The organism is Streptomyces sp. NBC_01142 (assembly GCF_026341125.1).
GTDB lineage: Bacteria > Actinomycetota > Actinomycetes > Streptomycetales > Streptomycetaceae > Streptomyces.
This window is the reverse complement of the sequence record NZ_JAPEOR010000003.1, coordinates 1,140,507-1,167,145: the sequence shown is the minus strand read 5'-3', so window position 1 is coordinate 1,167,145 and position 26,639 is coordinate 1,140,507. Positions and strand designations below refer to the sequence as shown.

Below are 26,639 nucleotides of genomic sequence, written 5' to 3'. Positions count from 1 at the left end.
CCGGTTCTTAATGAGCTGAGGCCGGTTCTTCTGGGGTCAGGCCTTGGCGCGGCGGACGTCGATGTTGCCGTGCCGGGTGCGGGCGCGGACCTCGACGGTGCCCTCGGTCTTCTCCGGGGTCTCGGACGCGGTGAGCGTGTTGCGCACCTGCCCGGAGCCCGAGTGGACGTCGAGCCAGGCGGCGGTGCCCTCGCGGATGCCGACCTCGATGGCGCCGTAGGAGGTCTCCAACTGGACGGTGCCACGGGCGACTTCGGCGACACGCAGGGTGCCGTGGGCGGTGGTGGCGGCCACCGAGCTCTCGGCGCGCCGGATCTCGATGTCGCCATTGGCACCGCTCACCCGCAGGTCGCCGGTCGCGGCGCCGACGGTCGTGGTGCCGTGCGAGTTCTTCAGGACGGCGGGGCCGCCGAGGAGGCCGACGCGCATGCTGCCGGAGCTGGTGGTGATCTCGGCCGTGCCCTCGATCCGGTCGACGGTGATCGAGCCGTGGGAGGCGGTCAGCTGCAGCGGGCCGGTCGTGTCGAGGCGGACGTCGCCGGACGAGGTCTTCACGCGGACCTCGCCCAGCCGGCCCTCGCCGAGCACCTGGGCCCAAGCCCCGGTCATGTCGATGCGCGAGCCCGTGGGCAGTTCGACCGTCACGTCGACGGTGCCGGTGCGCCCGACGAGATAGCGCTGCTTGGGCGTCCTGACGGTCAGGACGCCGCTCACGTACGTGACCTCGGTCTGCTCGGCGGCCCGCACGTCCTGGTCCTTCTTCGGGTCGCGGGGAGCTACGTCCACGACGGTGTCGGCGCGGTCGGCCGCGGCGAACTGGATGGATCCCGCGTCCACGCGGGCGTTGACCGAGATCGGCTGGGGAGTGTCGAAAGAAGGCATGGCTGTCCCGTCCTCTTGGGTCCTCTTGGGTGTTCGTGGCGTCCCCGCTGGTGGGACGTGGTGTGGGTGAAGTCGTTCCGATGGGCTGGTTAATGCACCCAGCCCGTGAAGCTCTGGCCGATGGTCCTGGTCTTCTCGGGGGTACGGGGGGTGGCGGCGCCACCCGTGTCGACCGCGGCCGACACGACGAGCCATGCGTTGGCCGACATGCCCTCGCTGCCCGCCGCCTCCTCGGCGCGGATCTTGAGGTGGGCGGGCAGGCGCAGATTGACGCGGGCGGTGCCGCCCTCGTCCGTGTCGGCGTGGACCGGGGCCGGTGCGGGCTCCGGTGCGTCGAGCGGTTCGGTCCGGTCCTCGTGCTGCGGCAGCACCACCACGAAGTCGGGGTCGAGGCCACGCAGTCGTACGTCGACCGAGCCGGGGGCGAGTTCACGGGTGATCTCATCCGTGGCGGCGGACAGCACATTGAGCAGGGCCAGGCGGGTGGCCGACTCCAGTGGCGCGGTCAGCCGCTCGGCGAGCTCGCGGGCTTCGTCACCCCCGGCTTCGGCGGCCACCGCCAGTTCCCTGCGGAGCGTTTCGACGTGCGGCGCGAGGTCCATGACGCAATAGTGGCACCACTATGGCGCCATCGGCAAGCCCGAAGATGCGATACGTGGCGCGGAGTGAGGTTCTGAAGTGACCGATGGGTCCGTCGTTGCAGGTCAGGGGCCGGCAAGGTGAGGTGCCAAGTTGCCGCGGGGTGATGTCGAGCGGGCCCGCCGGGAGGCGGCGTGATCAGCCCGCCGCTATTGAACGTTGCCCTGCACGGACTGGAACAAGCCGAAGGGTGCACGGCGCGGGCCGGGCGCGGGCCGGGCACTACCTCACACTCCTCGGCGGCGCCGGCAAGGTGAACGCCCTCGTCGGGATCGCGCCGGACGACCACGGCACTACGCTGCTCGGCCCGACCAGGCCGCTGCCCCACTTCCCCGGCACCGAGGATCTGCTCGCGCCGGCCACACCAGGGTTCGCCGACCAGATCGCCGGCTCCGCGTCCATCACCAAGCCCAACGAGGGCGGCGACACCGTGCCCGGCGTGCACTACACGGTCATCGCGACCAAGGACGACCAGGTCGTCACGCCCTACCGCTCCCAGTTCCTGGACGGCTCCGACGTCCACAACGTCCTCATCCGGGACACGTGCGCGGCCGACACGTCCGAGCATGTGGCGAAAGGCCTGGTCGAGCGCGTCACCTTCCACGAGGTCACCAACGCGCTCGACCGGCGCATGCCACGCCCACCACGTGCGCGTCGGTCACCGGCTGACCGGCGCCGTCATCGAACCAAATCGTCGCCTGGCGATAACCCTCCGACCTGCAGTTTCACATGCCAAAGCCCGATCCCGGCGCCGACAGCCAAGCCAATGGCGCCATATACGGCTTGTGATGGCGCCACATATTGCGCCATGATGGCGACACGGGCGATGAACCCCTCGGTCCCGACTGGGCAGGGGGGTTCGCGTATCGCAGAGTCAGCCATCGGAGGGGCCGGATCATGGAGTCAGCACAGCGCCAGAGGCAGGCGGCACCCGGCGCCTTCGCTGCCTTCGCACGGTTCGTGCTCTGCGGCGGTGGCGTCGGTGTCGCCTCCAGCTTCGCCGTGGTGGCGCTCGCCGCCTGCATGCCATGGGCCCTGGCAAACGCCCTGATCACGGTCGCCTCGACGCTCCTCGCCACCGAGCTGCACGCCCGCTTCACCTTCGGCGCGGGCGGGCGCGGGACCTGGCGCCAACATGTGCAGTCGGCGGGGTCGGCGGCGGCCGCGTACGCGGTGACCTGCGTGGCGATGTTCGCCCTGCACCAGTTGGTGGCGGCGCCGGGGGCGCTGCTCGAGCAAGTCGTCTACCTGTCGGCCTCCGCGCTCGCCGGTGTCGCACGGTTCGTGGTGCTGCGGCTCGTCGTCTTCGCGGGCGGCCGCAAGAAGACCACGGCCACTGCCACCGCTCCCGTCCGCGTCCCGGCTCAGGCCTCCCGCACTCGCCGCGCCGCTCACCCCGCTCCGGTCGCCGCGGTCCTGACCGCCGACCCGATCGGCGACTCGGCGGTCCTGTTCCGCAGCGTCGGTCTCAGCGAGACGAACACAGCGCCCGCCCTGTGCCCCGCCGCCTGACCGGCACTCGTCCGACCGACACTTGCCGGAGCGGCACGCGGCACAGGTCGATCAAGGGGGATACCGCCCGATAAGCCACCGGTTTGATTGCGCCCCAACCTGCAGCAGGCGAATTCCAGCGGTCGTAGCAACACGGTGATCAACTGGTTGTTGTCAGGAGCTGAGCGAGACGCTCGGCCGGGGTTCCCAGCCGAGCGTTTTGCGTGGCCGGCTGTTGAGTTCGGCGGCGACGGCGTCCAGGTCGTCCCGGCTGTAGCGGTAGGGGCCGGCGCCGTTCGGGAAGTACTGGCGCAGCACGCCGTTGGTGTTCTCGTTGAACCGCACTGCCAGGGACTGCCCGGATCACAGAAGAAGACCGGCACATCTGTGGCGGTGCCGTGACCACCGCCGTCACACCCGCCCTGCCTTCCCCGGCAAGCGGTACCTGGACTGGAAGCTGGAGGACCCGGCGGGTCAGGGAGTGGCGGTCGTTCGACCCATTCGGGACGAGATCAAGGGGCTTGTCGAAGGCCTGATCCCGGAGATCGCCCCGCAGGCGTGAGGACATGGGACTCCGCCCCGGACCCCGCTCCTCAAAACGCCGGAGGGGCTGAATTTTGACCCCTGCACCACAATGGCGCCACACGACTTGCCATGGCGCCATGATGGTGCCATCATTGCGCTATGGACCTTACTCCTTACGTTGACAACCTCCGGCACCAACTCGGCGTCGCCGCCGAAGCCGGTGGCGACGAAGCCCTTGCCCTGGCCGAGCGGCTCACCGCCCAGCTCGAGTCGGCCGCCCGGCTCACCCTGCTGAACGCCCTGTCCGACGCGATGGACGAGGTCACCCGCGATCTGGCCCCAGGCTCGGTCGATGTACGACTGCGTGGGCTCGACCCCGAGTTCGTGGTCACCGCCCCGCCCACCCCGGACACATTCGGCGAGGGCGACGCCCCGGCACCGCCGCCGGCGCCCACGCCGCCGGCCCCGGTGGACGTCGAGGACGGCGCCACCTCGCGCATCAACTTCCGCCCGCCCGCCCAGCTCAAGGTCCGGGTCGAGGAGGCCGCGAGCCGCGAAGGGCTCTCGGTCAACGCCTGGCTGGTCCGGGCCGTCGCCGCCGCCCTGGAACCCACGGCTGCCCGCGGCACGGGCGCCTCGGGCCGGGCGCCCGCAGCCGGGCAGGGATTCACCGGCTGGGTGCGCTAGCCCACCCCGCACTACTCACGTACTCCCAGCCAAGCAGCCAGCAGACAGCAGCCAAAGGACGGCTCAGCCATGCCTACTTTCGACACCCCCGAGCACCTCTCCGCCAACCTTGAATTCGAGATCGGGCGGGCCCGGATCATCGCGGGCAAGCGCACCGACACCGTGGTCGAGGTGACGCCGAGCGACCCCGGCAACAAGCAGGACGTACAGGCCGCCGAGGACACCAAGGTCACCTGCGCGAGCGGGGAGCTCGTGGTCAAGGGCCCCAAGAAGCGCTCGATCTTCGGCAAGATCGGCGCGGTCGATGTGACCGTCGAGCTGCCCGCGGGCTCGGACCTGACCGGCAGCACGGGCCTCGGCGACTTCATCGGCGAGGGGCGCTTCGGGAACTGCCGTCTGACGACGGCTGCCGGTGACATCCAGCTGGAAGAGGCCGGGGCCCTACGGCTGAAGACCTCGCACGGGGACGTCCTCGTGGACCGTGCGACGGGCGAGGTCGAGATCCACGGGTCGGGGCGGGTGCGTCTCGGCCGGGTCGACGGCACGGCCACCATCAAGAACCTCAACGGCGAGACCGCGATCGGGGAGATCCGCGGGGAGCTGAAGGTGAGGTCGTCCAACGGGCCCATCAGCGTCCTGCACGCGGACTCCTCCGTCACGGCCAAGTCTGCCAGCGGCGCCATTCGGCTCGCCGAGGTGGTGCGTGGACGGATCACCCTGGACACCGCGGCCGGGGGGCTTGAGATCGGGATCGCCGAGGGATCTGCGGCCTGGCTGGATGTGCGGTCCACCGCGGGGCGTGTGCGTAATGAGCTCGGGGCGGCGGAGGGGCCCCGGGCGTCCGAGGAGACGGTCGAGGTTCGGGGCCGGACCAGCGTCGGCGACATCGTGATCCGCCGGGCCTGAGCCACTCACCGGCCCAGGAGAACCTGAGCCGCTCACCGCTCCAAGAGCGCCTGCCCCGCCCGCAGCGTGAGCACCACGGTGAGGCCGCCCCCAGGTGTGTCTTTCGCGCTCAGCATCCCACCCATCGACTCCGTGAAGCCGCGGGCAACTGCCAAACCGAGGCCCACGCCCACCCCACGTGGGGCGTTGGCGCTTCGAGGAGCTCCGCCTGGTCCTCGTCCGACCAGTGCACGTCCTTCGCAGCGCAGCGAGGTGACGCTCCGGCCCCTCTTCGACGGGCTCGAGGCCGAACTCCACGAAGCCGGCCCCCGACAGCCCCGCTGATGCCGCTCGCCCGCCGGCCTCTGACAGCCCCCGGCCGGGACTGTCAGGTTTCTGTCAGCGCGCTGGCCGCCCCCTGTCAGCGCGCCCCGGCAAAGTCGTGCCCATCGAGAACGGCACGACGCAGACCCAACGCGGCGCCCGCCTGGCGGACTTGCAGCCATAGAGCCCCAGGTTCGCACCGATCACCCCGCACCAGTCGTGCGCCAGGCGACGTCAGTCATGCGCCACCACCGCGCCATGCCGTGCTGCCCAGGCACCGAAGCACCAACCCGCCCAACCCGCACACCAACCTGCAACCCGACCGAATCGACCCAACAGGAGTCCCCACCGTGGCTACGTTCCTTTCCAAACTGGGCCGCCTCGCCTTCAGGCGCCGGGGGGTGACGCTGCTGCTCTGGCTGCTGATATTCGGCGGCATGGGCTTTGCCGCCTCCTCCGCGCCGATGCCGCCCGCCGACACGTTCTCGATGCCGGGCACCGAGTCGCAGGAAGCCTTCGACCTGCTGACGGAGAAGTTCCCGGACGCGAGCGCCGACGGCGCCAGTGCCCGGGTCGTCGTCCGGGCCCCCGAGGGCCAGAAGATCACCGCCCCTGAGCAGCGGGCCGAAGTCAGCCGCCTCGTCGCCGAGTTGGGCACGTCCTCCCCACAGGTGGTGGGCGCCGCCGACCCCTACAAGACCCCCGAGGTCAGCATCAGCAAGGACGGTACGACCGCCTACACGGTGGTGACGTACAAGGTTTCCGCGATGGAGGTCAGTGACAAGGCGCACGACGCCCTCGACGCGGCCATCGCGAAGGCCGACAAGGCGGGCCTGACCGTCGAGGCCGGCGGTGACGCCGTGAAGATCGACCAGACGATGGGCGGCACCGGCGAGCAGATCGGCATCCTGGTCTCCGCGATCGTCCTCGTCCTGACCTTCGGCTCGATGATCGCGGCCGGAATGCCGCTGATCACCGCGCTGATCGGAGTCGGCATCGGCATCTCGGGCATCACGGCACTCGGCTCCACCCTCGGCCTGTCCGGCACCACCTCGACCCTCGCGATGATGATCGGCCTCGCGGTCGGCATCGACTACGCCCTGTTCATCGTGTCCCGCTTCCGCGCCGAGCGCGCCGAGGGGCGCAGCCCCGAAGAGGCCGCAGGACGGGCCGTCGGCACCGCGGGTTCGGCGGTCGTCTTCGCGGGTCTGACGGTCATCGTGGCCCTCGCCGGACTGGCCGTCGTCAACATCCCGATGCTCACCAAGATGGGCCTCGCCGCGGCCGGCACCGTCGCGGTCTCCGTGCTCGTCGCGATCACCCTGGTCCCCGCCCTGCTCGGTTTCGCGCCGGTCAGGGTGATGGCCCGCAAGGGGCGCCTGCAGTACGCCGTCAAGCCGCTGTCGGAGCGCAAGCAGCGCAGGGCCGCCAAGCGCGCGGCCAAGCCCGCCAAGAAGGACAAGCCCAACCTCGGCTCCCGCTGGGCGAGTTACGTCCTGCGCCACCCCGTGGCCGTCCTGCTCATCGGCGTGGTCGGCCTCGGCACGATCGCCGTACCGGCCACGAGCCTCGAACTGGGGCTGCCCGGCGAGGGCTCGATGTCGACGGAGACCACCCAGCGCAAGGCGTACGACATGCTCTCGGAGTCCTTCGGGCCCGGGTTCAACGGACCCCTGATGATCACCGTGCAGGCCGAGGACGCCAAGAAGGCGGCCGACTCCGCGGGCAAGGTCTTCGACCGGAACCCCGGCGTGGCCTCGGTCTCCCCGGCCACCGGCAACAAGGTGGACGACACCGCGATCATCAGCATCATCCCGAAGACCGGCCCCACCGAGAAGAAGACCGAGGAGCTGGTTCGCGAACTCCGCGACACCGCCGGTGACTTGGAGCGGAGCGGCGCGTCCCAGATCCTGGTATCCGGCCAGACGGCGATGTTCATCGACTTCTCGCAGACCCTGGACGACGCGCTCCTGCCCTACCTGGGCCTGGTCGTGGGCCTCGCCTTCCTCCTCCTCATGGTGGTCTTCCGCTCCATCCTGGTTCCGCTCAAGGCGGCCCTCGGGTTCCTGCTCTCGGTGGCCGCGGCCCTCGGCGCCGTCGTGGCGGTCTTCCAGTGGGGCTGGCTCGCGGATGTCCTGGGCATCGAGCAGACCGGCCCGATCATGAGCACGATGCCGATCTTCATGATCGGCGTGGTCTTCGGCCTCGCGATGGACTACGAGGTCTTCCTGGTCAGCCGGATGCGTGAGTCGTACGTCCACGGAGCACGCCCCGCCGAGGCGGTCGTCGACGGCTTCCGCCACAACGGCCGGGTCGTCGCCGCGGCCGCGGTCATCATGATGAGCGTCTTCTCCGGCTTCATCATGGAGGACAACGACTTCATCAAGATGATCGGCTTCGCCCTCGCGATCGCCGTCCTCTTCGACGCCTTCATCGTCCGCATGGCGATCGTGCCCGCGCTCTTCGCCCTGCTCGGCAAGTCCGCCTGGTGGCTGCCGAAGTGGCTGGACCGGATCCTGCCCAGGGTGGACGTCGAGGGCGAGAAGCTCGTCCAGCACGCGCAGTCCGCAGCGCACTCGCGGCGGGAACGCACCCTCGTCGGCTGAGTGGGCTCCGCAAGCCGGCGCCACGACGGCACCCCCGTACCGGTTCCTGGCCGGTACGGGGGCGCCATTGCATGACGTGCATCCATACAGGCCAGACGAGGTACGGCGCCATGGACAGAATGAATGGCGGCACTTCGGCTCGCTATGGACCGACCGGGACGTCAGCGGTTCGAGATGGCGCAGCCGGCGTCTCCTCCTGACCGTCGACGGCGCCGGCTACCCGCCTCCATGACACCGTCATGGAGGCGGGTACGGAGACCTGTGAGGGCTGACCTGCGTTCCTTTTACCTGAACGGGAATGCCTCTGGGGCCATGAAGGCGAGAGCCGCCCCTACGGCGCCGAGGGCTGTGAGCATGACGGCCGTGAACCGTCCTGGCTTCCACTTCATGAAGAAAGCCGCGACCAGGAGGGTGGCGGAACCGGCGCAGGCGGCGAGATAGACGAGCCACGCCTTCTCTGCGTTGTCCCGGATGAGGAGCTGGTACGGAGCGACCGCCAGGATGAGGACGATGACGCCCCATGCTTCGCCGCCGAGGACTCTCTCTTGTCCAGAGTCTTCCGCCTCTGTGGTGTCTGTGATGGCCATCTCCCCTTCCCCATTGGGGCGTTCAGTCTTTGGGTGATCAATGATGAGGGACGCCAGCAGCAGGGTGCGGGTTGCCTCGATGGGGTGAGGTGTGACGAAGCCACGGCCCCGAGGGCAACGTCGTCTCCTTCGCGTGCGCCAACGACACCCGCTCGATCCATGCGCTCTGGCGTCCCTTCTGCGTGAGGTCCCGTCGCACGACGTGCACGTCAATACCGAGGGAGGTGCCGTGGACGACAGCCCTGGTGCGGTATCCGGTGCCGGTCCATCGCCGAGTCCCTGTGGAGCCGAGGGGCTGGATCTGACGTGTGGCCTGCCTCGGGCGGAGGCAGGAGTCAGGGCCTGTCACAGGCCTCTGCGACAGTGGCAGCATGACCACGGGCACGACGGCCCCCGGGGCCATGCCGCTCGACGACTTTTGGCAGCTCATCGATGCCGCGCGCATGGAAGTCACGAAGGATTGGCCGTTTGCTGATGCCCTCGCCGACTTGTTGGCCGCCCGCTCCCGGCGGGAGATCGTCGCGTACGAGCGGACGTTCACGGAAGTGCAAGGGGCGCTGTACCGGTGGGATGTGTGGGCGGCGGCCTACCTGATCGGCGACGGGTGTTCCGACGACGCCTTCCTCGACTTCCGCGCTGGGGTGATCGCACTTGGACGCTCCTGGTACCACCGGGTCCTGGCCTCCCCGGACAGTCTTGCCCAGCACCCCGCGGATATGACTGGCACCCCTGAGAGACTGGAAGATCTCCTCTTCGACGAAGAAGCCAACCATGCGGCGGCGAAGGCTTTTCCCCGCGCCCCGGGTGACGAGGCCTGGAACGAAGTTGCTGTCGAGGACGACGAGGACGAGGACGAGAGTGAAGGCCGGCACAGGCTGGAAGCGGCAGAAGCTTTCGACTTCGACGACAACAACGAAATGCGCCGCAGGCTACCGGCCCTCAGCGCCCTTTTCCTGGCTGCAGAGGGCTGAGACCTCGAACGCATCGACGCTCACCACGCGAGGTGCCGGGGGCTGTGCCGTGACCGGGCTGTTGGACGTGCGCTTCTTCCTGGTACAGGCGCTGGCAATGCCGTAGCTGTCCCGGCAGCCCATGGGCACGATCTCCTCCCAGGGCTTCCAGGCGTTGACGCAGTCCTTGCTCCAGCGGTCGTCCAGGCAGGGCTTGTACTCGTGCGGGTACGAGGCGACCGGGCTGGTTGCAGTAATCAATGAGTGGCTGTGACCAGCGTGCTCACAGACGGCTTCGGGCGGCCGGTGTCGGCCCTACGCAGGCGTCAGCGATTGCCGCGGTGTCCCAGTAGAAAGGGCGGACTTCAGAGATCCGCCCCTCCTTGACCCTGATCGTCTGCAAGATCGGGAACGTGAGCTCGCGGCCGGTGGCACGAGCGCGACCACGGACCTGGGTGAGCACCACCGCAGTCTCGCCGGTGGCGAGGAACTCCTGCTCCACCATGTCGAACGATTTCCACACCTGGCTCATCGCAAGGAAGAACTTTTCCATGCCCTCGTGCCCACGCCAGGTTCCGCCATAGGGCAGAGCATCGGCTTGATGCAGCACGACATCAGGCGCGAAGAAGGGGGCAAGCAGGTCGAACGGAGCCTCGCCCGGGCCTCCGGCCGCCAGGTACTCCGCCTCGGCTGCATACATGCCAGTGAGGATGGTTACCGAGTCTGTCACGGATGGAATCGTCATGCCGCAAGTGTGATCGAACGAGTCGGACCACGCTGGCGGCAATCAGACACTGACCTGTGGACGCCCACCACCCCTCGGTCCGGCCGACCCGCCATGGCCCGACCAGTCGGGCCTCGCAGGCCAGGCGCACCGACTGAGGCAATCCCCCGTGAGAGTGACCCAGACCCAGTCGAACGAGTTTGAAGAACGGCCGCCACAGCCCGCACGCCCGATCACCACGATCAGAACATGCGTTCAAGAGCTTCTCCCGAAAGAGCCGTGACGGGACCGGATTCAGCGCGTTTCTAGAGCACCAGTGCCACCCAGAAGCCCAGATGGAGGACACCATGAATCCTGTACCTCCCCCCGTGCACCAGGATCGCGGATTCGAACGGCGGCGGCCCGTCGCGACCCTTCCCACCCCCGACATGCACCAGGTTGACACCTTCACCCGTCGCTCAGCACGACCGGATACGAGGTGGGCAGCATGAGCGAGCCCACCGATGCAGAAATCTCCGACAACCGTGTTCCGGGGCCGCGGCCCGCCCCCTTCCCCCTGCCCCCCGCGGCCGTGCCGTCCGGCCCGCAGGACGGCGACATGACCGAAGGCCTGGAGGAGGCGTACTGGTCGGTCCACGACGGTGCCGCTGCGAAGGCGACCGTCCGCCAGGTACTGGCCCGCCTGCCCAAGATCACGCGCCTGGTCGGACGGCTTGCCTGGCAGGCAGATCGTCCCGCCACCCTCACGGTCATCGTCTGCCAGTTGGCCTCGGCCGCTATGGCGTCCTTCGGCCTGATCGCCTCGGTCGGTGTACTCCAGCACCTGTTCGCCCAAGGCCCCACACCCGACCGCGTGCGAGCTGCCATCCCCCAGATCCTCTTGGTGGTCGGCTTCCTCGCCGCACGTGCGCTGCTGGAGGCCGCCGCCGGCGCCGCCCAAGCGCGCGTCACGCCCAAGATCCGCACCGCGCTTGAATGCGAATTCCTCCGGCTCACCGCGCATGTGCGCCTGGAGGCCGTCGAGGACGCCGAGTGGCACGACGAGGTGCACCGCGCCAACGACCGCGGCCTGTTCTACGCCCGGCAGATCGTCGGGCAGGTCGTCTCCCTCGCCTCCGCCGCCCTCGGGCTCATCGGCACCGCCGGCGTTCTCAGCGTCCTGCACCCGGTCCTTCTGCCGCTGCTCCTGTTGTCCGTCATCCCGGTGGGAGCGGCGGCAGTCCGCAGCGCGCGGGCCCGGTTCCACTCCTTCAAGCGCTGGAATGCGCTGCAGCGACGGGTCCGCGTCTTCTCGTGGCTGCTGCTCGACGTGGACGCGGCCGCCGAACTGCGCTCGGACACCGCTCAGGGCGCGCTCCTGGACGAGCACCGCCGGCTGACCACCAAGATCGCGGAGGAGGACACGCGCCTGGGCGTGCACTCCGCCATGCTCAACCTGGCCGGCCGGGCCGTGGGCGGTTTCGGCATCGGCATCACCTACACGGCGCTGGGTGCCATGCTGATCAGCGGGTGGCTGCCCCTGGCAGCCGGAGCCGGCGCCGTGCTCGCCATCCAGGCCGGCCGGACCTCGCTGACCCGGCTCGTCGAGGTCGCCCATCTCGTCTACGAGCACGCCTTGTGGGTTGACGACCTCCTCGCCGTACAGCAACGCTGTCGCCAGCTCCTCCCGCACGAAGCCGAGTTGAAGGCGCCGGGGCGCGTGGAGACGATTGCCTTGCAGGACGTGCACTTCACCTATCCCGGCAAGAGCACTCCGGCCCTGGACGGGATCACCCTGACCCTCTCCGCCGGGGAGACGGTGGCGTTCGTCGGTCTCAACGGCTCGGGGAAGAGCACCTGCGCCAAGCTCCTGGCGGGCCTGTACGAGGCTCAGCAGGGCAGTGTGTGCTGGGACGGCGTCGACGTGCGCGAGATGGACGCCCAGTCGGTGCACCGACAGGTCGCCTGCGTACTGCAGGACCCGGCGCACTTCCCTTTCAGTGCCTTGTCGAACATCACCATCTCCACCGGCAGCCTCGTGGAAGCCGATCCGCAGCGTGCGATGGACGCCGCTCGAGCCTCGGGTGCCGACGGTGTCATCGCTGGTCTGCCCCGGCAGTGGGAGACGCTGCTGTCCAAGCGGTTCAAGGGCGGCCAGCAGCTGTCGGGCGGCCAGTGGGCGAAGGTCGCGGTGGGGCGCGGCTTGTACAAGAAGGCGCCCCTGCTGCTCCTGGACGAGCCGACGGCGAGCATGGACCCGCCGTCCGAACACGCCGTCTACGAGGCAGTGTTGCGCGGCCGACTCCGCGAGGACCAGATCACGGTGCTGATCTCCCACCGGCTGGCCAGCGTTGTCGACTGCGACAGGATCTACGTATTTGACGGCGGCCGCATCGTCGAGTCTGGACCCCACGACGAACTCATGGCCCTGGGCAGGGACTACGCCGCCATGTTCACCCTGCAGGCCGGCGGCTACCAGCCTCGCGTCGCGGCCGCCGCTGCTGAGGAGGTGGGGAAGTGATCCCCGCCGTCCACTCGCACGCCGGACCCGCTGGAGCCCACGTTCCAACGCCGAGAGATGCTGCCCGAGACAGCGACGGCCGCCGGTGGTTCGTGAAGGCCTACCCGACGAGCGCCGACCTGGGAGGGGAGCCACAGGCACCGGCGCCGCGCGACTTCGCACGGTCCGGTGGGGTCCCGGTGCCGGCCGTGCGGCGGACCCTGGCAGGCGATCTCATCGCGACCGTCGGCGGGATGGCGGTGTCCGTCGCGGCGTACGTCGAGGGCGCGGAAACGGCGGAAGGGGGCCTGTCCGGGAACCGGTGGGCCGCGATGGGCGAGGTGGTCGGCCGCCTGCACCGGACTCTGGCCCGCCACCCGGCCGGTCCGTCGCGCCGCGTCCCGGCCCATGAGATCTGCGACGTCAAGCGGGCTCGACGAGCGACGGTCACCCCGGCAGTCGAGGCGTACGGGCGAACCCGCCACTCGGCCATGAGCGTGCTGTATGAGCGCCTGGAGGAAGCCGGGGTGGTGCTCCATGACCTCCTGCACTGACTCCGCCTCCCCCTCGCCCGGCGCCCGGTTCTCGCTGTGGCGACACCGCAACTTCCGGCGGTACTTGACCGGTCAGGCAGCCAGCGTGGCCGGCAGCTCGATCAGCGCCATGGTGGTCCCCGTGCTGGCCGTGATCGAACTGGATGCCACCACGGGAGAGGTCGCCTGGCTCACGTTCCTGGGCCAACTGCCGCCCGCGATGCTCGCCTTGCACGCCGGGGCACTCGCCGATCGTCACTCCAAGCGGAGGCAGATGATCATCGGTGACCTGGTCGGCGCCGCCGCGGTAGTCACCGTGCCGGTGGCGGCCGCACTGGGAACGCTGACCCTGTCCCAGCTCATGGTGGTCGCGGTGGTGCAGGGCGCGGCGAGCGTGCTGCACGACGCGGCGGCGATCAGTCTCCTGCCCAGCCTGGTCGACCGTTCCCTGATCCAGCGCAGCAACAGCCGCATCGGAGCACTGTTCGCCGTCGCCGCCACCGGCGGCAGCAACCTCGGCGCCGGCCTGACCGCTCTCCTCGGCCCGGCCCGGGCCCTGCTCGGTGACGTCGGGTCCTATCTCATCAGCGCCTGGTGCACCGCCCGTATCAAGGCCCCCGAGTCGGCCCGGGCACCAGCTGATGAGCGCCGCCTCCACACGGAGATCGGCGAAGGCATGCGGTATGTGTACCGCGACCACCGGCTGCGCACGCTCACTCTGGTGAACGCGACGACGTCGTTCGGCCTGGCGCTGCTCAATACGCTCTGGGCGCTCTACTTGCTGCGCGCCCTCTCGATGAGCGCGACGGCCTTCGGCGTGGTGCTGGGGCTCGGAACCCTGGGCGCAGCGGCCGGCGCTCTGAGCGCCCCGAAACTCGCGCGGCGATACGGGCCCGGTCCGATGATGCTCACCGCACTCGCGATCACGCCGCTCACACAGATCCCACTGCTGGTTTCCTCACCGGGCCTTGTCTGGCAGGCAGCGATCGGTGCCGCGCTGTTTCTCCAACTGGCGTGCGCCGGCGCTGCGGGCACCACCCAGCGATCCATTCGCCAGGTCGTCACCGCCGCTCACATACAGGCCCGTATGCAGGCCGTGAGCACCTGGCTGACCGCCGGCTCGAGGCCTGTGGCCGCGTTGCTCGCCGGCGGGCTCGGAACCTGGATCGGCGTGCGCCCCACTCTGATCGGCGGTACCTGTCTGCTCGTCGTCCCCTTCGTGGTCCTCTATTGCTCTCCGCTGCGTTCCTTGAGGCAGATGCCCGACTCACCCCCCGCCCCTTCCTACCCAGGAGAAGTCCTCGTGCAGCGACCCGTCTCGTCTCAACCGACCGGCCCCACCGTGCCCGGCCCCGCACCCACACGCGAGATCCGGCACGACCGCCCGGTGGACGGAGGTGCACGGTGAGCGCGGAGCTGAACGTGATCGGCGCATCCGCGGGCGGCCAGGGGCACGCCCTCGCGCCGTTCAGCACGATGGGGCTCATCTTCGACGGCGGCCGGCTCACCGATGTGCAGATCCAGGGCATCGTCCTGCACCCGGCCGAACACGACGACGTCCGCGCTCTGCACTTTGAGGGGTGGGAACCGCTCAGGCCGCCCCGGGACTTCGCGTGCTTGCAAGCAGTGATGGAGGCCCGCCGCACCGGCGCGGCCCTGTACTTCGACACGTGGGACCGGGGGCAGGAATGAGCATCGTCTTGATGTCCGACCGGCGGGTGGCCGCGATCCCACTCCAGGAGTGCGGTGAGCGCCTCGTCGATGTCCGCGCGCAAGGGATCCCGGTCGATTTCCGCAAGCAGGATGAGGGCGGAGCCTTCGCGCATCTGCGCCAAGGGCTCCTCACCCGGCTCCTGCACGCTCAGTCGCTCCTGCCCTGCGGGGTGCGGCTGCTGTTCGTTGAGGGGTACCGGCCGCCTGCCTTGCAACGGCGCTACTTCGAGGAGTACGCCGACGAACTGGCCGAGTCCCATCCCAACTGGCCGGTCGCCCGGATCCGCGAGGCGGCAAGCCGCTACGTCTCGCCCGCGGAGATCGCACCGCACAGCGCTGGCGCGGCCGTCGACGTGACTCTCATCGACCACCTGGGGCTCGAGGTGGACATGGGCACACGGATGAACGCGAGCCCCGAGGAGAGCGACGGCGCCTGCTACACCGACGCCCCCGCCATCACCTCGCAGGCCAGGACGAACCGGGCCACGCTCGGCCGTGCGCTGTCTGCGGCGGGGCTGGTCAACTACCCCACCGAGTGGTGGCACTGGAGCTACGGCGACCGGTACTGGGCCCTGTCCACCGGGCAGTCCGCCGCGCTCTACGGGCCGGTCGAGCTGCCGTAGGCCCACCACAACGACACCCTCCCCCACTCCCGCGCCGAGCCTATCGACGACTTCCGGTGTGGAACGCGGTCGGGACGCCGTTCACCATCCACTGACGAGGAGCAATCTGTGGGATACACCCTGACCGACTGGTCCCAGCACTACGCCGAGGGCCGCGGGTTCCGGCCGCTCGGGGACGAGGAGAAGAGCCTGCTCGTCGAGCACGTCCCGGCGCCCGAGGACGGGCGGGCCCTCGACGTCGGCTGCGGCACCGGGGCGCTCGCCGCATTCCTGACCGGGCTGGGCTACACCGTCGACGCCGCAGACTTCGCCGACGGCGCGCTGGCCCGCGCCCGCGAGCAGCACGAGGGCGCCGAGGGCGTGCGGTGGCTGTGTCTGGACATCGAGCACGACGACCCGGCCGAACTGCACGACGACGGCTACGACCTGATCACCCTGCGGCTCGCCATCGCCTTTCTGCGTGACCGGTCGCGTGTGATGCGCAGCCTGGGCGCCCGACTGCGCGACGGCGGTGCGCTGGTCGTCATCACTCCCGTCGTGGCCGACACGCCGGAGGAGCAGCGGCACATCGCCCTGGCCGAGGACGAGATCGGCCTGCTGATCGAAGGCTTCGAGCAGGCGGAGCGGCTCGACGCCGCCGGCCTGGCGGTGCTCGTACTGCGCGGCCCGCGCCCGAGTGGGTCGTTCACCTCGGTGGAGAAGAGCCGGCCCGACCCACAGGCGGTGTTCGGTGCGTGCGTGGTGGTCACGGACGACTGCGGGCGAGTGCTGCTGGGCCGCTCCCGGCGCGGCATGTGGGAGTTGCCCGGCGGGCGGATCGAGACCGGCGAGTCCGCCCCGGCTGCGGCAGTCCGCGAACTGAGAGAGGAAACCGGCCTGACCGCCCGCCTGGAGGATGCGTATCTGCTGACGATCGTCCACGACGACCGGGCGGATGTCCGCCGCATCTCTGCTGTGATCCGCGTGACCGCCTGGAGCGGCACTTTGGCCCTTCCCGAGCCGCACCGATTCCTGCGTTGGGAGTGGCACGACCTGCACTCCGTAGCCGCGCTCGGCGCCATCTTCGCTCCATCCGCGCAGGCCCTGGACACGGTGTGGCCGGGCGTGCTGCCCGGCCTGCCGCCCACCCGCTCATACCCGCACGCCGTCGACCACTCGCCCGTGCCCGGGGAGCCGGAGCAGGCCGTCCGGCTGCGCCACCAGATGGCTGCCGCCGTCATCGCGGGTGGCTGGGCGCCCTCCGCAGCTGTTCAGGAAGCGCTCCGCACAGTGCCCAGGCACCGGTACGCGCCGGAGAAGGACTTCAAGTCCGCCTACGACGACAACTTGGCCATCGTCACCCGCCGCGATGGCTCCGGAAAGGCCACCAGCTCGGTGTCCGCCTCGTGGCTGCAGGCCGACATGGTCGAAAGCCTCGAGCTGAAACCCGGCATGCGCGTGTTCGAGGCCGGATCGGGCGGCTACAACGCCGAACTGCTCGCCCACGTCGTCGGCCCCGACGGGCGGGTCGTCACCGTCGACATCGACCGCTACGTCGTGCGCCGCACCCGGCGTTTCACGGCGGAGGCCGGCAGCGGGCGCGTCCTCGCCCTCCACGGCGACGGTGCGCTCGGCGCACCCGGCCACGTGCCCGGCGGCGGGTTCGACGCGAGCGTGATCACCCACAACGTCTGGGACATCTCCCCCGCCTGGCGCCAGCAGCTCGCCGAAGGCGGCCGCCTGGTGTTGCCCCTGGAGGTCCATGGCTATACCCGGGCGATCGTGCTTCAGCGGCAGGGGGATGTCCTGCACGCGCGGGGTTGGACCTTCTGCGGATTCGTCCGCGACCTCGGTGAGAACGGCCGCACCACCCCGATTGTTGATCTCGCCGCCGCGCAGCTGCAGCTGCGCTTCGAGGACGGGCAGCCCGCCGACACCACAGACCTCGACGACGCACTGCGCGGTCCCCGGCACGAGGTGTCCACCGGAGTGACCGTCGCAGGCAACGAGTCCTTCGAGACCCTGCAGCTCTACCTCGCCACGACCCTGCCCTCCTTCTGCCGCCTCGCGCTCGACCGGGAGAAGGACACCGGGCTCGCCGCCGTTCCCCGCGGCGCCGACGCGGCCGCCGTCCTCGGCGACGCCTCGATGGCCTACCTCACCCACGTCCCGGTCCAGGCCGGCGAGACCCCCGCCGAGCGTCGCGCCGAGTTCGTCGCCCACGCCTTCGGCGAGCAGGCCTCCGCACTCGCTGAGCAACTCACCTCCGCCGTCCGCTCCTGGGACCGGCACGCCCGCGGGCGGGGCTATCCCAAGTTGGCCGTCTACCCCGCCGGTACGGCAGACGACGAGCTCCCCGCCGGTCACGTCCTGGACAAGCGGCACACCCGCCTCGTCTTCACATGGCCCGACACCTCCTGACACCCGGGAGTGCCTTGTCGACGACGGCCGAAGCCGGCCGGCACACCGGCGCGACCGAGCACAGGACACCGCCCATCTCTACTGCCGTTGCCGTGAGAAAGGCCCCCACCAGATTCCGGCGTTCAGGACGAACAGGAGACGGATGGACTCACCGCTCCTTGGACGGGAACCGTGGCGTCACCGGGTGTATGCAGGTCGTATGTGCTCTGGTGGAATTTCTGGACATCACCGCCGGTCTCAGGGCCCGTACGATGTTCGGCTGGCCGTGCCCATCGCCCTGATCGTGGTCGTCACCGTGGTGGACATCCTGGCCCCTCCTGAAGTTCACCTTGGCCCGTTCCTGGTCGCGGCTCCCGCTATCACCGCGTCCTTCGCAGGTCCTCGCACGACGGGCATCATCGGTGCGCTCGCAGTGCTCGCCCAAACGGTGGTCGCCGTGACACGCACCAGCCTGACCGACCTCAACCACACCCTTCAGGTCGTCGCCCTGATCCTCATCTCGGTACTGGTCGCCTTTCTGGCGCGTCTGCGTGAGCGGCACGAACAGCAGCTGACCCAGTTGCGCTCAGTGGCCCAGGCCGCCCAGCAAGTGGTTCTGCGACCGCTTCCACGCCGGATCGGGCCGCTTCGGCTCGCCGCCGTCTACCTGGCGGCAGAAGCCGAGGCACAGATCGGCGGAGATCTGTACGCAGCGGCGCGCACGACTGGGGGGACCCGGTTCATCATCGGTGACGTGCGGGGCAAGGGCCTGGAGGCGATCGGCGAGGCCGCCCGGCTTCTCGGGGCCTTCCGGGCCGCGGCACATTGGCAGCCAGACCTGCCCACACTGGTCACCTATCTTGAGGCAACCGTCTCCTCGGACCTGGACACGCCCGGTGCCTGGAACACCCACGCGGAGAGTGACAACGAGGCTTTCACCACCGCAGCCGTTCTCGACATCCAGGACCACTCGCCGACTCTCACGATGATCAACTGTGGGCACCCGCCGCCACTGCTCCTCAGGGGCGGCCAGGTCTTCGAACTGCAAGTGCGTCAGCAGGCCCCACCCCTGGGACTCACAGGGTTCATGACGTCCGCCTTCACCGCGGAGGCCTTCACCTTTCACACCGGCGACCTCGTCCTGCTCTACACGGACGGTGTCATCGAAGCCCGGGACAGACACGGCATCTTCTACCCCCTGACCGAGCGGGTCGCCGCATGGTCCGGCCATGGACCCGAGGCGCTCCTCCGCTACATGCGCGACGACCTGCGCAAACATGCCGGCGGCCATCTCGGAGACGATGCCGCCCTGGTAGCAATCGAACGCGTGAGCCACACAGTCAGCCATCATCCCGTTCCCCGCAACGTCGGACCGCCGCCGAGCGAGAACCGGTAGCCGATGGAGGAAGGGCATCTGCCAGGCACTGCCGCCTGCAGCTCACCCGGCGCAAGACCATAAGGGCGGCACATTCCCAAAAGGTGGATCCGGTCCAGGGGTACCGCGGATCTCAGCCGAACCGCATTCACTAGCGCCGTGCACATTGGCGAGAGATCCACTACCTCACAGGACATGGCCGCGCGACAGTAGAAGGAGAGACCACCGCTACGAAGGGTTTTGATCATGGCGGCAGAGACGGATGACGCGGGTGCCATCCGCCATGTGATCGAGCGACTCGCGCGGTCGCGCCCCGATCTGGACTCACGCTTGGTGCGACGCTCGGTGGAAACGGCGTATGACGAATTCCGCTACGCGCGAGTGCGTAACTACCTACCGGTCCTCATGGAACGCAGGGCAAAGGATCTACTCCCCCATGCCGAAGACCGTTGAGCCGGTCCGGGTCCGAACGGGCATGGTCCTCACCAGCCAATAGGTCCGGAGAGAGACCAGCAGCGGCGGTGGCCCGCCCGGGACCTCTCTGCGACTCCGGGCAATGCCGTCTGGACCGGCTGATCCAGACCGCTGCCAGTGCGCCTCCGCCCCCGCGGCTGACGCGTGGCTCGGGCGCCCCCGGGTGCGGGCGATACAGCAGCCGCCTCACCAGCACTCACGCGCAGAACCCACGCGACCCCCAAGGACCGCGGCCGACATGAGCAAACGATCAGGATGACGGGCAGCTTCCGCGACTGGCCGACCGGTCGCGGGGACAGGCTTCGGCGAAGGACTTCAGGTCGCGCAGCCAGGCTTCGAGGCCCTCGCGGAGGATCTTGGTCGCGGTGGGAACGTCCGCTTCGACCTGGGCGCCGGTGTGGGTCTCCTCGGTGCTCACGCGGACGCCGCCCTTGACCTTGGTGAAGTTCCGTACATGGACGCCGTCGATGCGCAGTCCTTCGCCGGTCGCGGGGCCGGTCCAGCGGATGCACGAGTTGTGCTTGATCTGCTGGACGGTCGAGGTGATCTCCAGGCTGGTGGCGGGAGTGAAGGGGGTGGGGGCACCGGGGTCGTCCACCGGAATGCCGAACCCTTGCGGAAGAAACCGTGGTCGAGGCGTTCCAAGGTTTCGACGAGAGTCTGCCGGGAGGGCCAGCGCTCCACGTCGGTCTGCGGCTTCCAGACGGTGCGCAGCGGGGCGTTGATCACGATCTCGGTCCGTGCGGACGACAGCGTCGGGGTCGACGCCCTTCCCGCGGCAGGTGAGGGACTGGCGAGAGCCACACCTGCGCGGTCGTCGTGGTCCACGCCGATCTCGTCGGCGATGACTGCGCTGAGGCCGTCGGTGTGCCGGGTCCACATGCGTTCGGCGTACGCGCGGAGCGCCTCCATCCTCGGAGGGGCTCCTCATCGTGTTCGCGTGAGCGTGGGCGACCGGAAGCAGGCGCGGTGTGCGGCCTGCGATCAGGGGCGGCGGTCCGCAAGGACGCAGAACTCGTTCCCCTCCGGGTCGGCAAGTGTCACCCAGCTCTCATCGCCCGATTGGCCGACGACGGCGTGCCGAGCACCCAGGTCGAGCAGGCGACGGACCTCTTCGTCCTGCTCCCTGTCGGTTGGGGTGACGTCGAGGTGGAGCCTGTTCTTGACGACCTTGCCCTCGGGCACGTGCGCGAATGTCAACGTCGGTGGCACTGGGCCAAGGTGGTTCTTGCCTTCAGGCGCCGCAGGGGAGCCAATTGTGACAACTCCGTCGTCTTCGTCTTGCACCTCGTAGTCAAGGACCGAGCACCAGAACCGGGCGAGACCGTTGGGATCGGCACAGTCGATCGCAAGCTCGGTGAACTTACTGGTCATGTCAGAACTCCCAGTCACGTAGCGGGTCCGCCGAAGGCCACACGCTAACCCCAGTGTTCGACCCGTGCGAGGCTTGCCGAACGCACCGATCATGCCGTCAGCTCGGTTGTGGAGGCAGTGGTCCAGCTACCAGGCTGCCCGGCGGGTGACCGCGCAGGAGCAAAGTCCCCCATGGTCGCGACAAGTCCCTTCCCCTCGTCGCCGTAAGGGAACGGGCGGGCCGGGGACGCGGGTGAAGCGGCCCACGATCTGGGCACCCCGGTGCCGGCCAGGAGCTCGCTTGCTTCAAGGCGGCCGATGCCCACGTAGACAAACGTCGCGGGGATGCCTTCCAGGACCCGGCGGAGGAGCACCCCAAGGCCTCAAGGCCCGGGGTGCTCCTCCGCTGTCGCGGTCCGCGTGACGCGCCGCTCCGTGAGCATGCGGTCAGCTCGCGGTCGTCGATCCGCGCTTGCTTTCGGGCACAGCCACCGTCGGCGTCGAAGGATGTCGCCCCACCGCACGGCTTCGCACGGCCAGTTGAACGGCGACCATGACCACGCCGGCCACGATCGCGCTGTGCCACAGCAGCGCGTCCAGCCGGCCTGCCGACAGATACGCACCCGCGGCCACGGCGGCCAGAGCGCACACGCCCCGGTCCACGATGCTCTCGACCGAGAGGAGCGTGGCACGAGGGGCGTGCACGGGGATGGCATCGTTGACCAGCTTCCGCTGGATCGGGTAGGCGAAGCCGGTGACCGCGGCGAACAGGCACAGCAGTGCGACCACGGTCCAGGGCCCGCCGAGGGTGATGCCCGCCAGTGTGCCCGCCAGCGCGAGGCTGAGCAGTGACACCAAGGCCACCGGTGACAGCCGACGGCCGAGCCACTGGGGACGTGCAGAGGCCACGGCCTCCGCCACGGTCATGGCCGCCAGCACACTGCCGTGCGAGGTTTCGCCGATGCCGTGGGCCAGCAGCATGGGCTGGAAGAGGTTGACCTGGCAGATGCGGGAGAGGGTGAACACGACCACGCCCTGCGCCATGACCAGGGCAAGCCAGGGTGTGGCCCACACACAGCGCAGCGCGGCGCCCGCATCGTGCAGGAACGCGCCACGTTTACGCTTCGTCCCGCCTCTCCCGGGCACCTGACCCGACCGGCCGTCCCCGCGGGGCGGGGCAAGCCGCGGCAGCGCGAGGGCACAGGCCAGGGAGCCCGCGGCGCTCGCGGCGCTCAGCACGTACGGCGCCGCGTGAGCAACGGCCATGAGTGGGCCGACCAGCGGCCAGCACATCACCTTCGCGGCCAGACCGAGTGCGCGGGCCGTGCCCTCTGCCTTCAGATAGTGCTCGCCGGCTCCCTCGGCCCGCAGACCGTCGTACAGGTAGGCGCTGGCTGCGCCCGATGTCAGGGAACGGCCCGCGGCGATGGCCAGGAAGTGGACGAGGAAGCCCGTGTACGAAGGGGTGAGCACCGGGGCGAGGTTCGCGGCGGTCATCACGATCGCCCCGGCCCGCAGGCAGTTGCGTGCGCCGATGCGGTCGGCCACCATCCCGGTCGGGATCTCGAACAGGCAGAACGCGATGTAGTAGATGCTCTGGATGCCGAAGATCTGCCCGTCCGACAGGCCCGCCTGCCGTTGGTAGGCGTAGAACACGGGCATCCACCACAGCAGGTTGAACAGCAGCTGGAAGCCGTTGTTCAGCCGGATGATCCGGCGTGCCGCAGGGGCCAGCTGCGGGCCCGCCGGACGCGGCCGGGTGGTGAACCGCGGCCGGGGAAGCCGGCGGATCACAGCGCGTAGGGGCGGATCTGAACCAGCCGGAAGTCTCCCCGGTCGGTCATCAGCCATTCGATGTCGAGCGGGTTGTCCACGTCGCCGTCGCCGAAGTGGGACTGCAGCAGCCGGCCGGTGAGGGCCAGATCCATCAGCCGGCCCCTGGTCGCGGCGGACAGGTCCTCGCCGGACGAGCCGACCGCCACCGTACGGCCGCCGCCTTCGACCGTGTTGTACAGGTACTGCTGCGGCAAGGTCGTCCCCTCCACCACCATCTCGGGGGAACCCGGCGAGCAGTTGAGGTAGACGTTGCGGAAGTCCTCGCGCTTCGTCGGGTTGCAGGTCACCAGTACGCCTCCGAGATCCGCGGGAACGTACTGCTGAATGATCACCCCCATGTAGGTGTCGTCCAGGGAGATGCCGACCTGATGGCGCAGGCGCACGCTGCGCGGCGACAGCAGGGATGCCCACACCTGGCGCACCGCGTCGAGGAGTTCTTCGGCACCACGGACGGTGGTGACCGAGTCGTAGACCCCGGCCGCGGAGAACCCGGGAAGGTCTTCGGCATTGGACGACGAGCGCACCACCAGACGGCTTCCGGCGGCGAGCGGGGCGGGGAACGCCTGGGTGATCTGCCGGGTCACCTCATCCGGCATCGGGGTGTTGCGGACGAGGTGTTGCAGGTGCAGGCACAGCGAGTCCAGTACCTCGACCGCGTCGAGTTCGAGCGCCATCTTGAGCTTTCCTATGCCCTGTTGCAGCGTCGGCGCGGAGGTGAGGAAGCGGTGCTGCAGGGCGAACGGCAGGGCGACTCCGTCGGGAGCCGCGACGGTACGTGCCGCGAACTCGGCCGCCGCCCCCCGCAGCCCGGCGGGGGTGGTGTCCGTGACGCCCAGGCGCGCAGCGAGGTGGCCGTACAGATCCGTGCGGGGCGGCCTCGGCTGCCCGTAGAACGTGGTGAGATCGGCGGTGCGGCTGTCGAGGACATGGTGCAGCTCTCCGAGGTTGGCCGCCTTGGTGCCGTAGCGGTCCCGGTCCGCGCGGCGCAGCCGGTGCAGGGACAGAGCCGGCGCGTCCTGGAGCAGCGGCGGTTCCATCCTGATCCGCTGCTGGTGCCACGTCGGCGCTTGGAGGGCCGGGGTGTTCGCCAGCGGTACGAGGGTGATCTCGTCGTCCCGCACCCGGTAGCGGACCCACGCGCCGTTCAGGTCGTCCTTCTCGACGATCTGTTCCAGATCGCGGACGATCGCATTGGGAATGCCCCACCCGGAGGCGAGGACGTTCGTGTGCGAGAGCGGGGTGGTGGGTGCGGTGTTGATGAATCCGGCGACGCGCGGCACCTCGTCCGGCAGGCAGGCCATGGCCACGATGTCCGACCAGCCGAGCCCGTCGGCGGCTGCCTCGTACTCCTCGGCCGTCCGGAAGTAGTGCAGTCGGCCGATGGCCTCGGCGACGTTGAGTGGTGTCCGTGTCCGGTTGCCGAAGAGTTCGTGGCTGAGTATCCGCGGCACCCGGACTTCGCTGATCGCGGCGAGTTCCTGTTCCTGTCCGTGATTCGCCGGCTTCAGCAGCAGGGGCAGCCGGCCGTCGACGCGGCTGCGGACGAAGGCGTAGAACGCGGCGAGCAGGGCGCCGTGCATGGTGTCGGCCTCGGTCGTCTCCAGGACGAGGAACGGCCGCTCGCGTCCGTCGGAGTCCTCTTCGGTGTGCAGGGAGAGCACACCGAGCAGGAAGCGACGCCCGGGATCCATGTACACCGAGGCGTTGAAGGCATCCAGGTCGGCGTCCAGTGCCTCCAGCTCCATGCCGAGGATGCGGGTGGCCACGTAGTTGACGTGGAAGGGATGGACGGCCGTGTCGAGCAGATGCCAGGTGTCCTCCTCGCGGTCGACGACGACCTTCAGATAGGGGTGGCCGGCCAGCACGCCGGAGAGTGTGCGGAACAACGGCAGCGACAGATTGGCACCGACGACCGTGCGGTCCACGGCAGGGTCCGGCGCGCCCGGGGGACGGAGGGAGGTCGTCATGAGAGGGCCTCCTCGCGCGAAGCCGGGGGAAGGACGCGTGGCAGGAGATCGACCACGGTCCCGAGGTCACGGACGGCGGTCTGCGGGTCGACGGCGGAGAGCCGGCAGAGGGCGGCCATGGTGTTCGCGCCGGCGGCCGGGTCGTAGACCGGCACCAAAGCGCCGTCGGGCAGCGAACTCTCGGCCACCACCGACAGTCGGCTGCCGTCGCTGACCGGGACGGCTTCCGTCACCGTCGGGAAGTCCCAGACGCGCCGGTCCGGCCAGGCGTCACCCGCGCCGTCGACCGCCAGTACGACGAGTGACCCCGCCGCGCCTCGCGCCTCTCCGGGCGTACGGGCTCGCGTCGGCCAGGTAACCGGGCGTCCCAGAAGGTGGTCGACGAGCATTCCGATGAGGTCCAGGCCGAAGACCTCCTCGATCTGCGGAACCGTCATCGCGCCGCCGAACCGGGCCGCGGTCTCGATCACCCACATACGGCCTTCGGCACCGAGCTTGATCTCGGTGTGCGTTCCGCAGTTCGCGAGGCCCAGCGCGTCGACGGCATCCCGCGCCAGGGCCACAACGCGTTCCTGGGCGTCGTGCGGCAGGGGGGCGGGCGTGATGCCGGCGCGCTCGGTGAACGGCTCCACCGTCGGCATGCGCCCGCTGAGGCAGACGGGGCGGAAGTCACCGTCGACGACGACTCCTTCGACGCTGACGTAGTCGCCCCACCCCGGCTGGTCGAACCAGTCCTCGGCCGATCCCGCCACGATCTGCTCGACCACGAAGTCCGCGTCGGCGTCGGCCACGTGGAGTTCGGCGTACCCCAGTTGCGCGGATTCGGCCATCACTTCCCGGGACCGCTCCCAGGCCGCCGCCACCTCCTGCGGGGAACGGATGATCTGGTGTGCGGTGGAACCGGCGCTCCAGGCCGCCTTCAGCAGCAGGGGTAAGGGAAGGTCCGCGGCCGCGTCGTGCAGGTCCTGCTCCGAGGCGACGGGGCGGAACCGGGGCTGGGATATGCCGTGTTCCTGCCAGGTGCGCCGCATCATCCGCTTGTCGCGGGCGAGGGCGCTTGAGCTGCCGGGTCCCGCGAGGCCAAGTTTCTCGCAGGCCTCGGCCACGGCCACGACGGCGTACTCGGAGAACGTGACGACCGCGTCCGCACCCACGACCTGCCCCCGGGCGACGATCAGGGACACCAGGTCGCGCCGCTCGGACTCGGTGGGAACCAGGATCGAGGCGCACAGGCGCTCAGCGGTCGCGGCCGCGCCAGGAGGAAGGTCGCTGAGCGCCAGCAGGTGCACTGACGACTTCGCGGCGACTCGTGTCAGGGCGTAGCCGAGGGGCGGACCGCCCTTGGCATGCACGAACAGCACCTTACTCATAGAAACCCATCTCCTTCGGACACTGATGGCTCGTCAGAATGACGGAGGGTGAGCCATGACGGGTGCCCTCCACCCGCTCAAGCAAATCAGCCGACAGGCACCCGAATCACCGCACTGGGCAGCGGGCGATCAGGCAAATGCCAGAGACGCGGAAGCCGTTGGACCAGCGCGAAGGCTCCGTGATGACGTATGGCGGAAGCGATGGCCGAGCATCACGACCGGAACCGTCCAGGTCGG

At 69.5% G+C, this 26,639-nt stretch carries 21 protein-coding genes and 7 pseudogenes; 15 read left to right on the top strand and 13 right to left on the bottom strand.

From position 1 onward, the window contains the following. Window positions 1-36: 36 nt before the first annotated feature. On the bottom strand, window positions 37-882 hold the full coding sequence (locus tag OG883_RS39390) for a DUF4097 family beta strand repeat-containing protein (protein ID WP_266551802.1): 846 nt from the start codon (window positions 880-882) through the stop codon (window positions 37-39). 89 nt (window positions 883-971) lie between these two features. Then, entirely contained in the window at window positions 972-1,484 is a 513-nt protein-coding gene (locus OG883_RS39385) for a hypothetical protein (RefSeq protein WP_266551800.1), read from the bottom strand. Between the two features lie 257 nt (window positions 1,485-1,741). Here OG883_RS39385 and OG883_RS39380 point away from each other — a divergent pair. Then, window positions 1,742-2,190: pseudogene (locus OG883_RS39380) on the top strand (lipase); the annotation flags it as partial. A gap of 228 nt (window positions 2,191-2,418) precedes the next feature. Next, window positions 2,419-3,033, top strand: a complete 615-nt coding sequence (locus OG883_RS39375) for a GtrA family protein (protein WP_266551798.1) — start codon at window positions 2,419-2,421, stop codon at window positions 3,031-3,033. Window positions 3,034-3,172: 139 nt separating this feature from the next. Here OG883_RS39375 and OG883_RS39370 read toward each other — a convergent pair. Continuing rightward, window positions 3,173-3,404: pseudogene (locus OG883_RS39370) on the bottom strand (transposase); the annotation flags it as partial. Window positions 3,405-3,427: 23 nt separating this feature from the next. Between OG883_RS39370 and OG883_RS39365 the strand changes: the two are divergent. From OG883_RS39365 to OG883_RS39355, 3 genes and pseudogenes are all read left to right on the top strand, one after another. Continuing rightward, window positions 3,428-3,574: pseudogene (locus tag OG883_RS39365) on the top strand (phosphotyrosine protein phosphatase); the annotation flags it as partial. 122 nt (window positions 3,575-3,696) lie between these two features. Then, on the top strand, window positions 3,697-4,224 hold the full coding sequence (locus tag OG883_RS39360; protein WP_266551796.1) for a hypothetical protein: 528 nt from the start codon (window positions 3,697-3,699) through the stop codon (window positions 4,222-4,224). A gap of 69 nt (window positions 4,225-4,293) precedes the next feature. Then, window positions 4,294-5,130 (top strand): DUF4097 family beta strand repeat-containing protein, encoded by an 837-nt coding sequence (locus OG883_RS39355; protein ID WP_266551790.1) that lies wholly within the window; start codon window positions 4,294-4,296, stop codon window positions 5,128-5,130. A gap of 32 nt (window positions 5,131-5,162) precedes the next feature. Here the strand turns inward: OG883_RS39355 and OG883_RS46915 are convergent. Then, window positions 5,163-5,318, bottom strand: a pseudogene (locus OG883_RS46915) (ATP-binding protein); the annotation flags it as partial. Window positions 5,319-5,783: 465 nt separating this feature from the next. Here OG883_RS46915 and OG883_RS39350 point away from each other — a divergent pair. Continuing rightward, a complete protein-coding gene (locus OG883_RS39350) occupies window positions 5,784-8,039 on the top strand; it encodes an MMPL family transporter (RefSeq protein WP_266551788.1) in 2,256 nt (751 codons plus the stop codon). 284 nt (window positions 8,040-8,323) lie between these two features. Here the strand turns inward: OG883_RS39350 and OG883_RS39345 are convergent, their stop codons facing one another. After that, window positions 8,324-8,626: a hypothetical protein gene (locus OG883_RS39345; protein WP_266551786.1), complete on the bottom strand. Its 303-nt coding sequence runs from the start codon at window positions 8,624-8,626 to the stop codon at window positions 8,324-8,326. 371 nt (window positions 8,627-8,997) lie between these two features. On the opposite strand from OG883_RS39345, the gene OG883_RS39340 reads away from it, so the two are divergent. Beyond that, on the top strand, window positions 8,998-9,597 hold the full coding sequence (locus OG883_RS39340; RefSeq protein ID WP_266551784.1) for a DUF4240 domain-containing protein: 600 nt from the start codon (window positions 8,998-9,000) through the stop codon (window positions 9,595-9,597). On the opposite strand, the gene OG883_RS39335 is transcribed toward OG883_RS39340, so the two are convergent. Continuing rightward, window positions 9,556-9,837, bottom strand: coding sequence for a hypothetical protein (locus OG883_RS39335; protein WP_266551782.1), 282 nt, complete (start codon window positions 9,835-9,837; stop codon window positions 9,556-9,558). The genes OG883_RS39340 and OG883_RS39335 overlap by 42 nt on opposite strands. Before the next feature lie 22 nt (window positions 9,838-9,859). After that, window positions 9,860-10,321, bottom strand: a complete 462-nt coding sequence (locus OG883_RS39330) for a nuclear transport factor 2 family protein (RefSeq protein ID WP_266551780.1) — start codon at window positions 10,319-10,321, stop codon at window positions 9,860-9,862. A gap of 466 nt (window positions 10,322-10,787) precedes the next feature. Between OG883_RS39330 and OG883_RS39325 the strand changes: the two genes are divergently transcribed. From OG883_RS39325 to OG883_RS47150, 8 genes and pseudogenes are all read left to right on the top strand, one after another. Then, window positions 10,788-12,800 (top strand): ABC transporter ATP-binding protein, encoded by a 2,013-nt coding sequence (locus OG883_RS39325; RefSeq protein ID WP_266551778.1) that lies wholly within the window; start codon window positions 10,788-10,790, stop codon window positions 12,798-12,800. Further along, window positions 12,797-13,333 carry a phosphotransferase gene (locus tag OG883_RS39320; RefSeq protein ID WP_266551776.1) on the top strand — a complete coding sequence of 179 codons (537 nt, stop codon included), beginning with the start codon at window positions 12,797-12,799 and terminating at the stop codon, window positions 13,331-13,333. The genes OG883_RS39325 and OG883_RS39320 overlap by 4 nt, the downstream gene beginning before the upstream one ends. Continuing rightward, a complete protein-coding gene (locus tag OG883_RS39315; RefSeq protein WP_266551774.1) occupies window positions 13,317-14,720 on the top strand; it encodes an MFS transporter in 1,404 nt (467 codons plus the stop codon). Before OG883_RS39320 ends, OG883_RS39315 begins: the two co-directional genes overlap by 17 nt. Beyond that, complete coding sequence (locus OG883_RS39310; protein ID WP_266551772.1) at window positions 14,717-15,004, top strand: hypothetical protein; 288 nt, start codon at window positions 14,717-14,719, stop codon at window positions 15,002-15,004. Before OG883_RS39315 ends, OG883_RS39310 begins: the two co-directional genes overlap by 4 nt. Further along, a complete protein-coding gene (locus OG883_RS39305) occupies window positions 15,001-15,648 on the top strand; it encodes a M15 family metallopeptidase (RefSeq protein ID WP_266551770.1) in 648 nt (215 codons plus the stop codon). The genes OG883_RS39310 and OG883_RS39305 overlap by 4 nt, the downstream gene beginning before the upstream one ends. A gap of 108 nt (window positions 15,649-15,756) precedes the next feature. Further along, a pseudogene (gene fxlM, locus OG883_RS39300) lies at window positions 15,757-18,036 on the top strand (methyltransferase, FxLD system); the annotation flags it as partial. Between the two features lie 211 nt (window positions 18,037-18,247). Further along, the gene (locus tag OG883_RS39295; RefSeq protein WP_266551766.1) at window positions 18,248-19,423 is read left to right on the top strand and encodes a PP2C family protein-serine/threonine phosphatase; all 1,176 of its coding nucleotides are present in this window, start codon (window positions 18,248-18,250) and stop codon (window positions 19,421-19,423) included. A gap of 225 nt (window positions 19,424-19,648) precedes the next feature. Continuing rightward, window positions 19,649-19,855, top strand: a complete 207-nt coding sequence (locus OG883_RS47150; RefSeq protein ID WP_368078522.1) for a three-helix bundle dimerization domain-containing protein — start codon at window positions 19,649-19,651, stop codon at window positions 19,853-19,855. Between the two features lie 271 nt (window positions 19,856-20,126). Here OG883_RS47150 and OG883_RS39290 read toward each other — a convergent pair. The 6 genes and pseudogenes from OG883_RS39290 to OG883_RS39265 all read right to left on the bottom strand — a co-directional run. Continuing rightward, window positions 20,127-20,666: pseudogene (locus tag OG883_RS39290) on the bottom strand (polyketide cyclase /reductase); the annotation flags it as partial. A gap of 2 nt (window positions 20,667-20,668) precedes the next feature. Beyond that, window positions 20,669-20,782: pseudogene (locus OG883_RS39285) on the bottom strand (TetR family transcriptional regulator); the annotation flags it as partial. Between the two features lie 78 nt (window positions 20,783-20,860). Further along, window positions 20,861-21,250 carry a VOC family protein gene (locus OG883_RS39280; RefSeq protein ID WP_266551764.1) on the bottom strand — a complete coding sequence of 130 codons (390 nt, stop codon included), beginning with the start codon at window positions 21,248-21,250 and terminating at the stop codon, window positions 20,861-20,863. 426 nt (window positions 21,251-21,676) lie between these two features. After that, complete coding sequence (locus OG883_RS39275; RefSeq protein WP_266551762.1) at window positions 21,677-23,023, bottom strand: MFS transporter; 1,347 nt, start codon at window positions 23,021-23,023, stop codon at window positions 21,677-21,679. Continuing rightward, window positions 23,020-25,032, bottom strand: coding sequence for a PEP/pyruvate-binding domain-containing protein (locus OG883_RS39270; RefSeq protein WP_266551760.1), 2,013 nt, complete (start codon window positions 25,030-25,032; stop codon window positions 23,020-23,022). The genes OG883_RS39275 and OG883_RS39270 overlap by 4 nt, the downstream gene beginning before the upstream one ends. Further along, a complete protein-coding gene (locus tag OG883_RS39265; RefSeq protein WP_266551758.1) occupies window positions 25,029-26,402 on the bottom strand; it encodes an acetyl-CoA carboxylase biotin carboxylase subunit family protein in 1,374 nt (457 codons plus the stop codon). Before OG883_RS39265 ends, OG883_RS39270 begins: the two co-directional genes overlap by 4 nt. Between the last annotated feature and the right edge of the window lie 237 nt (window positions 26,403-26,639).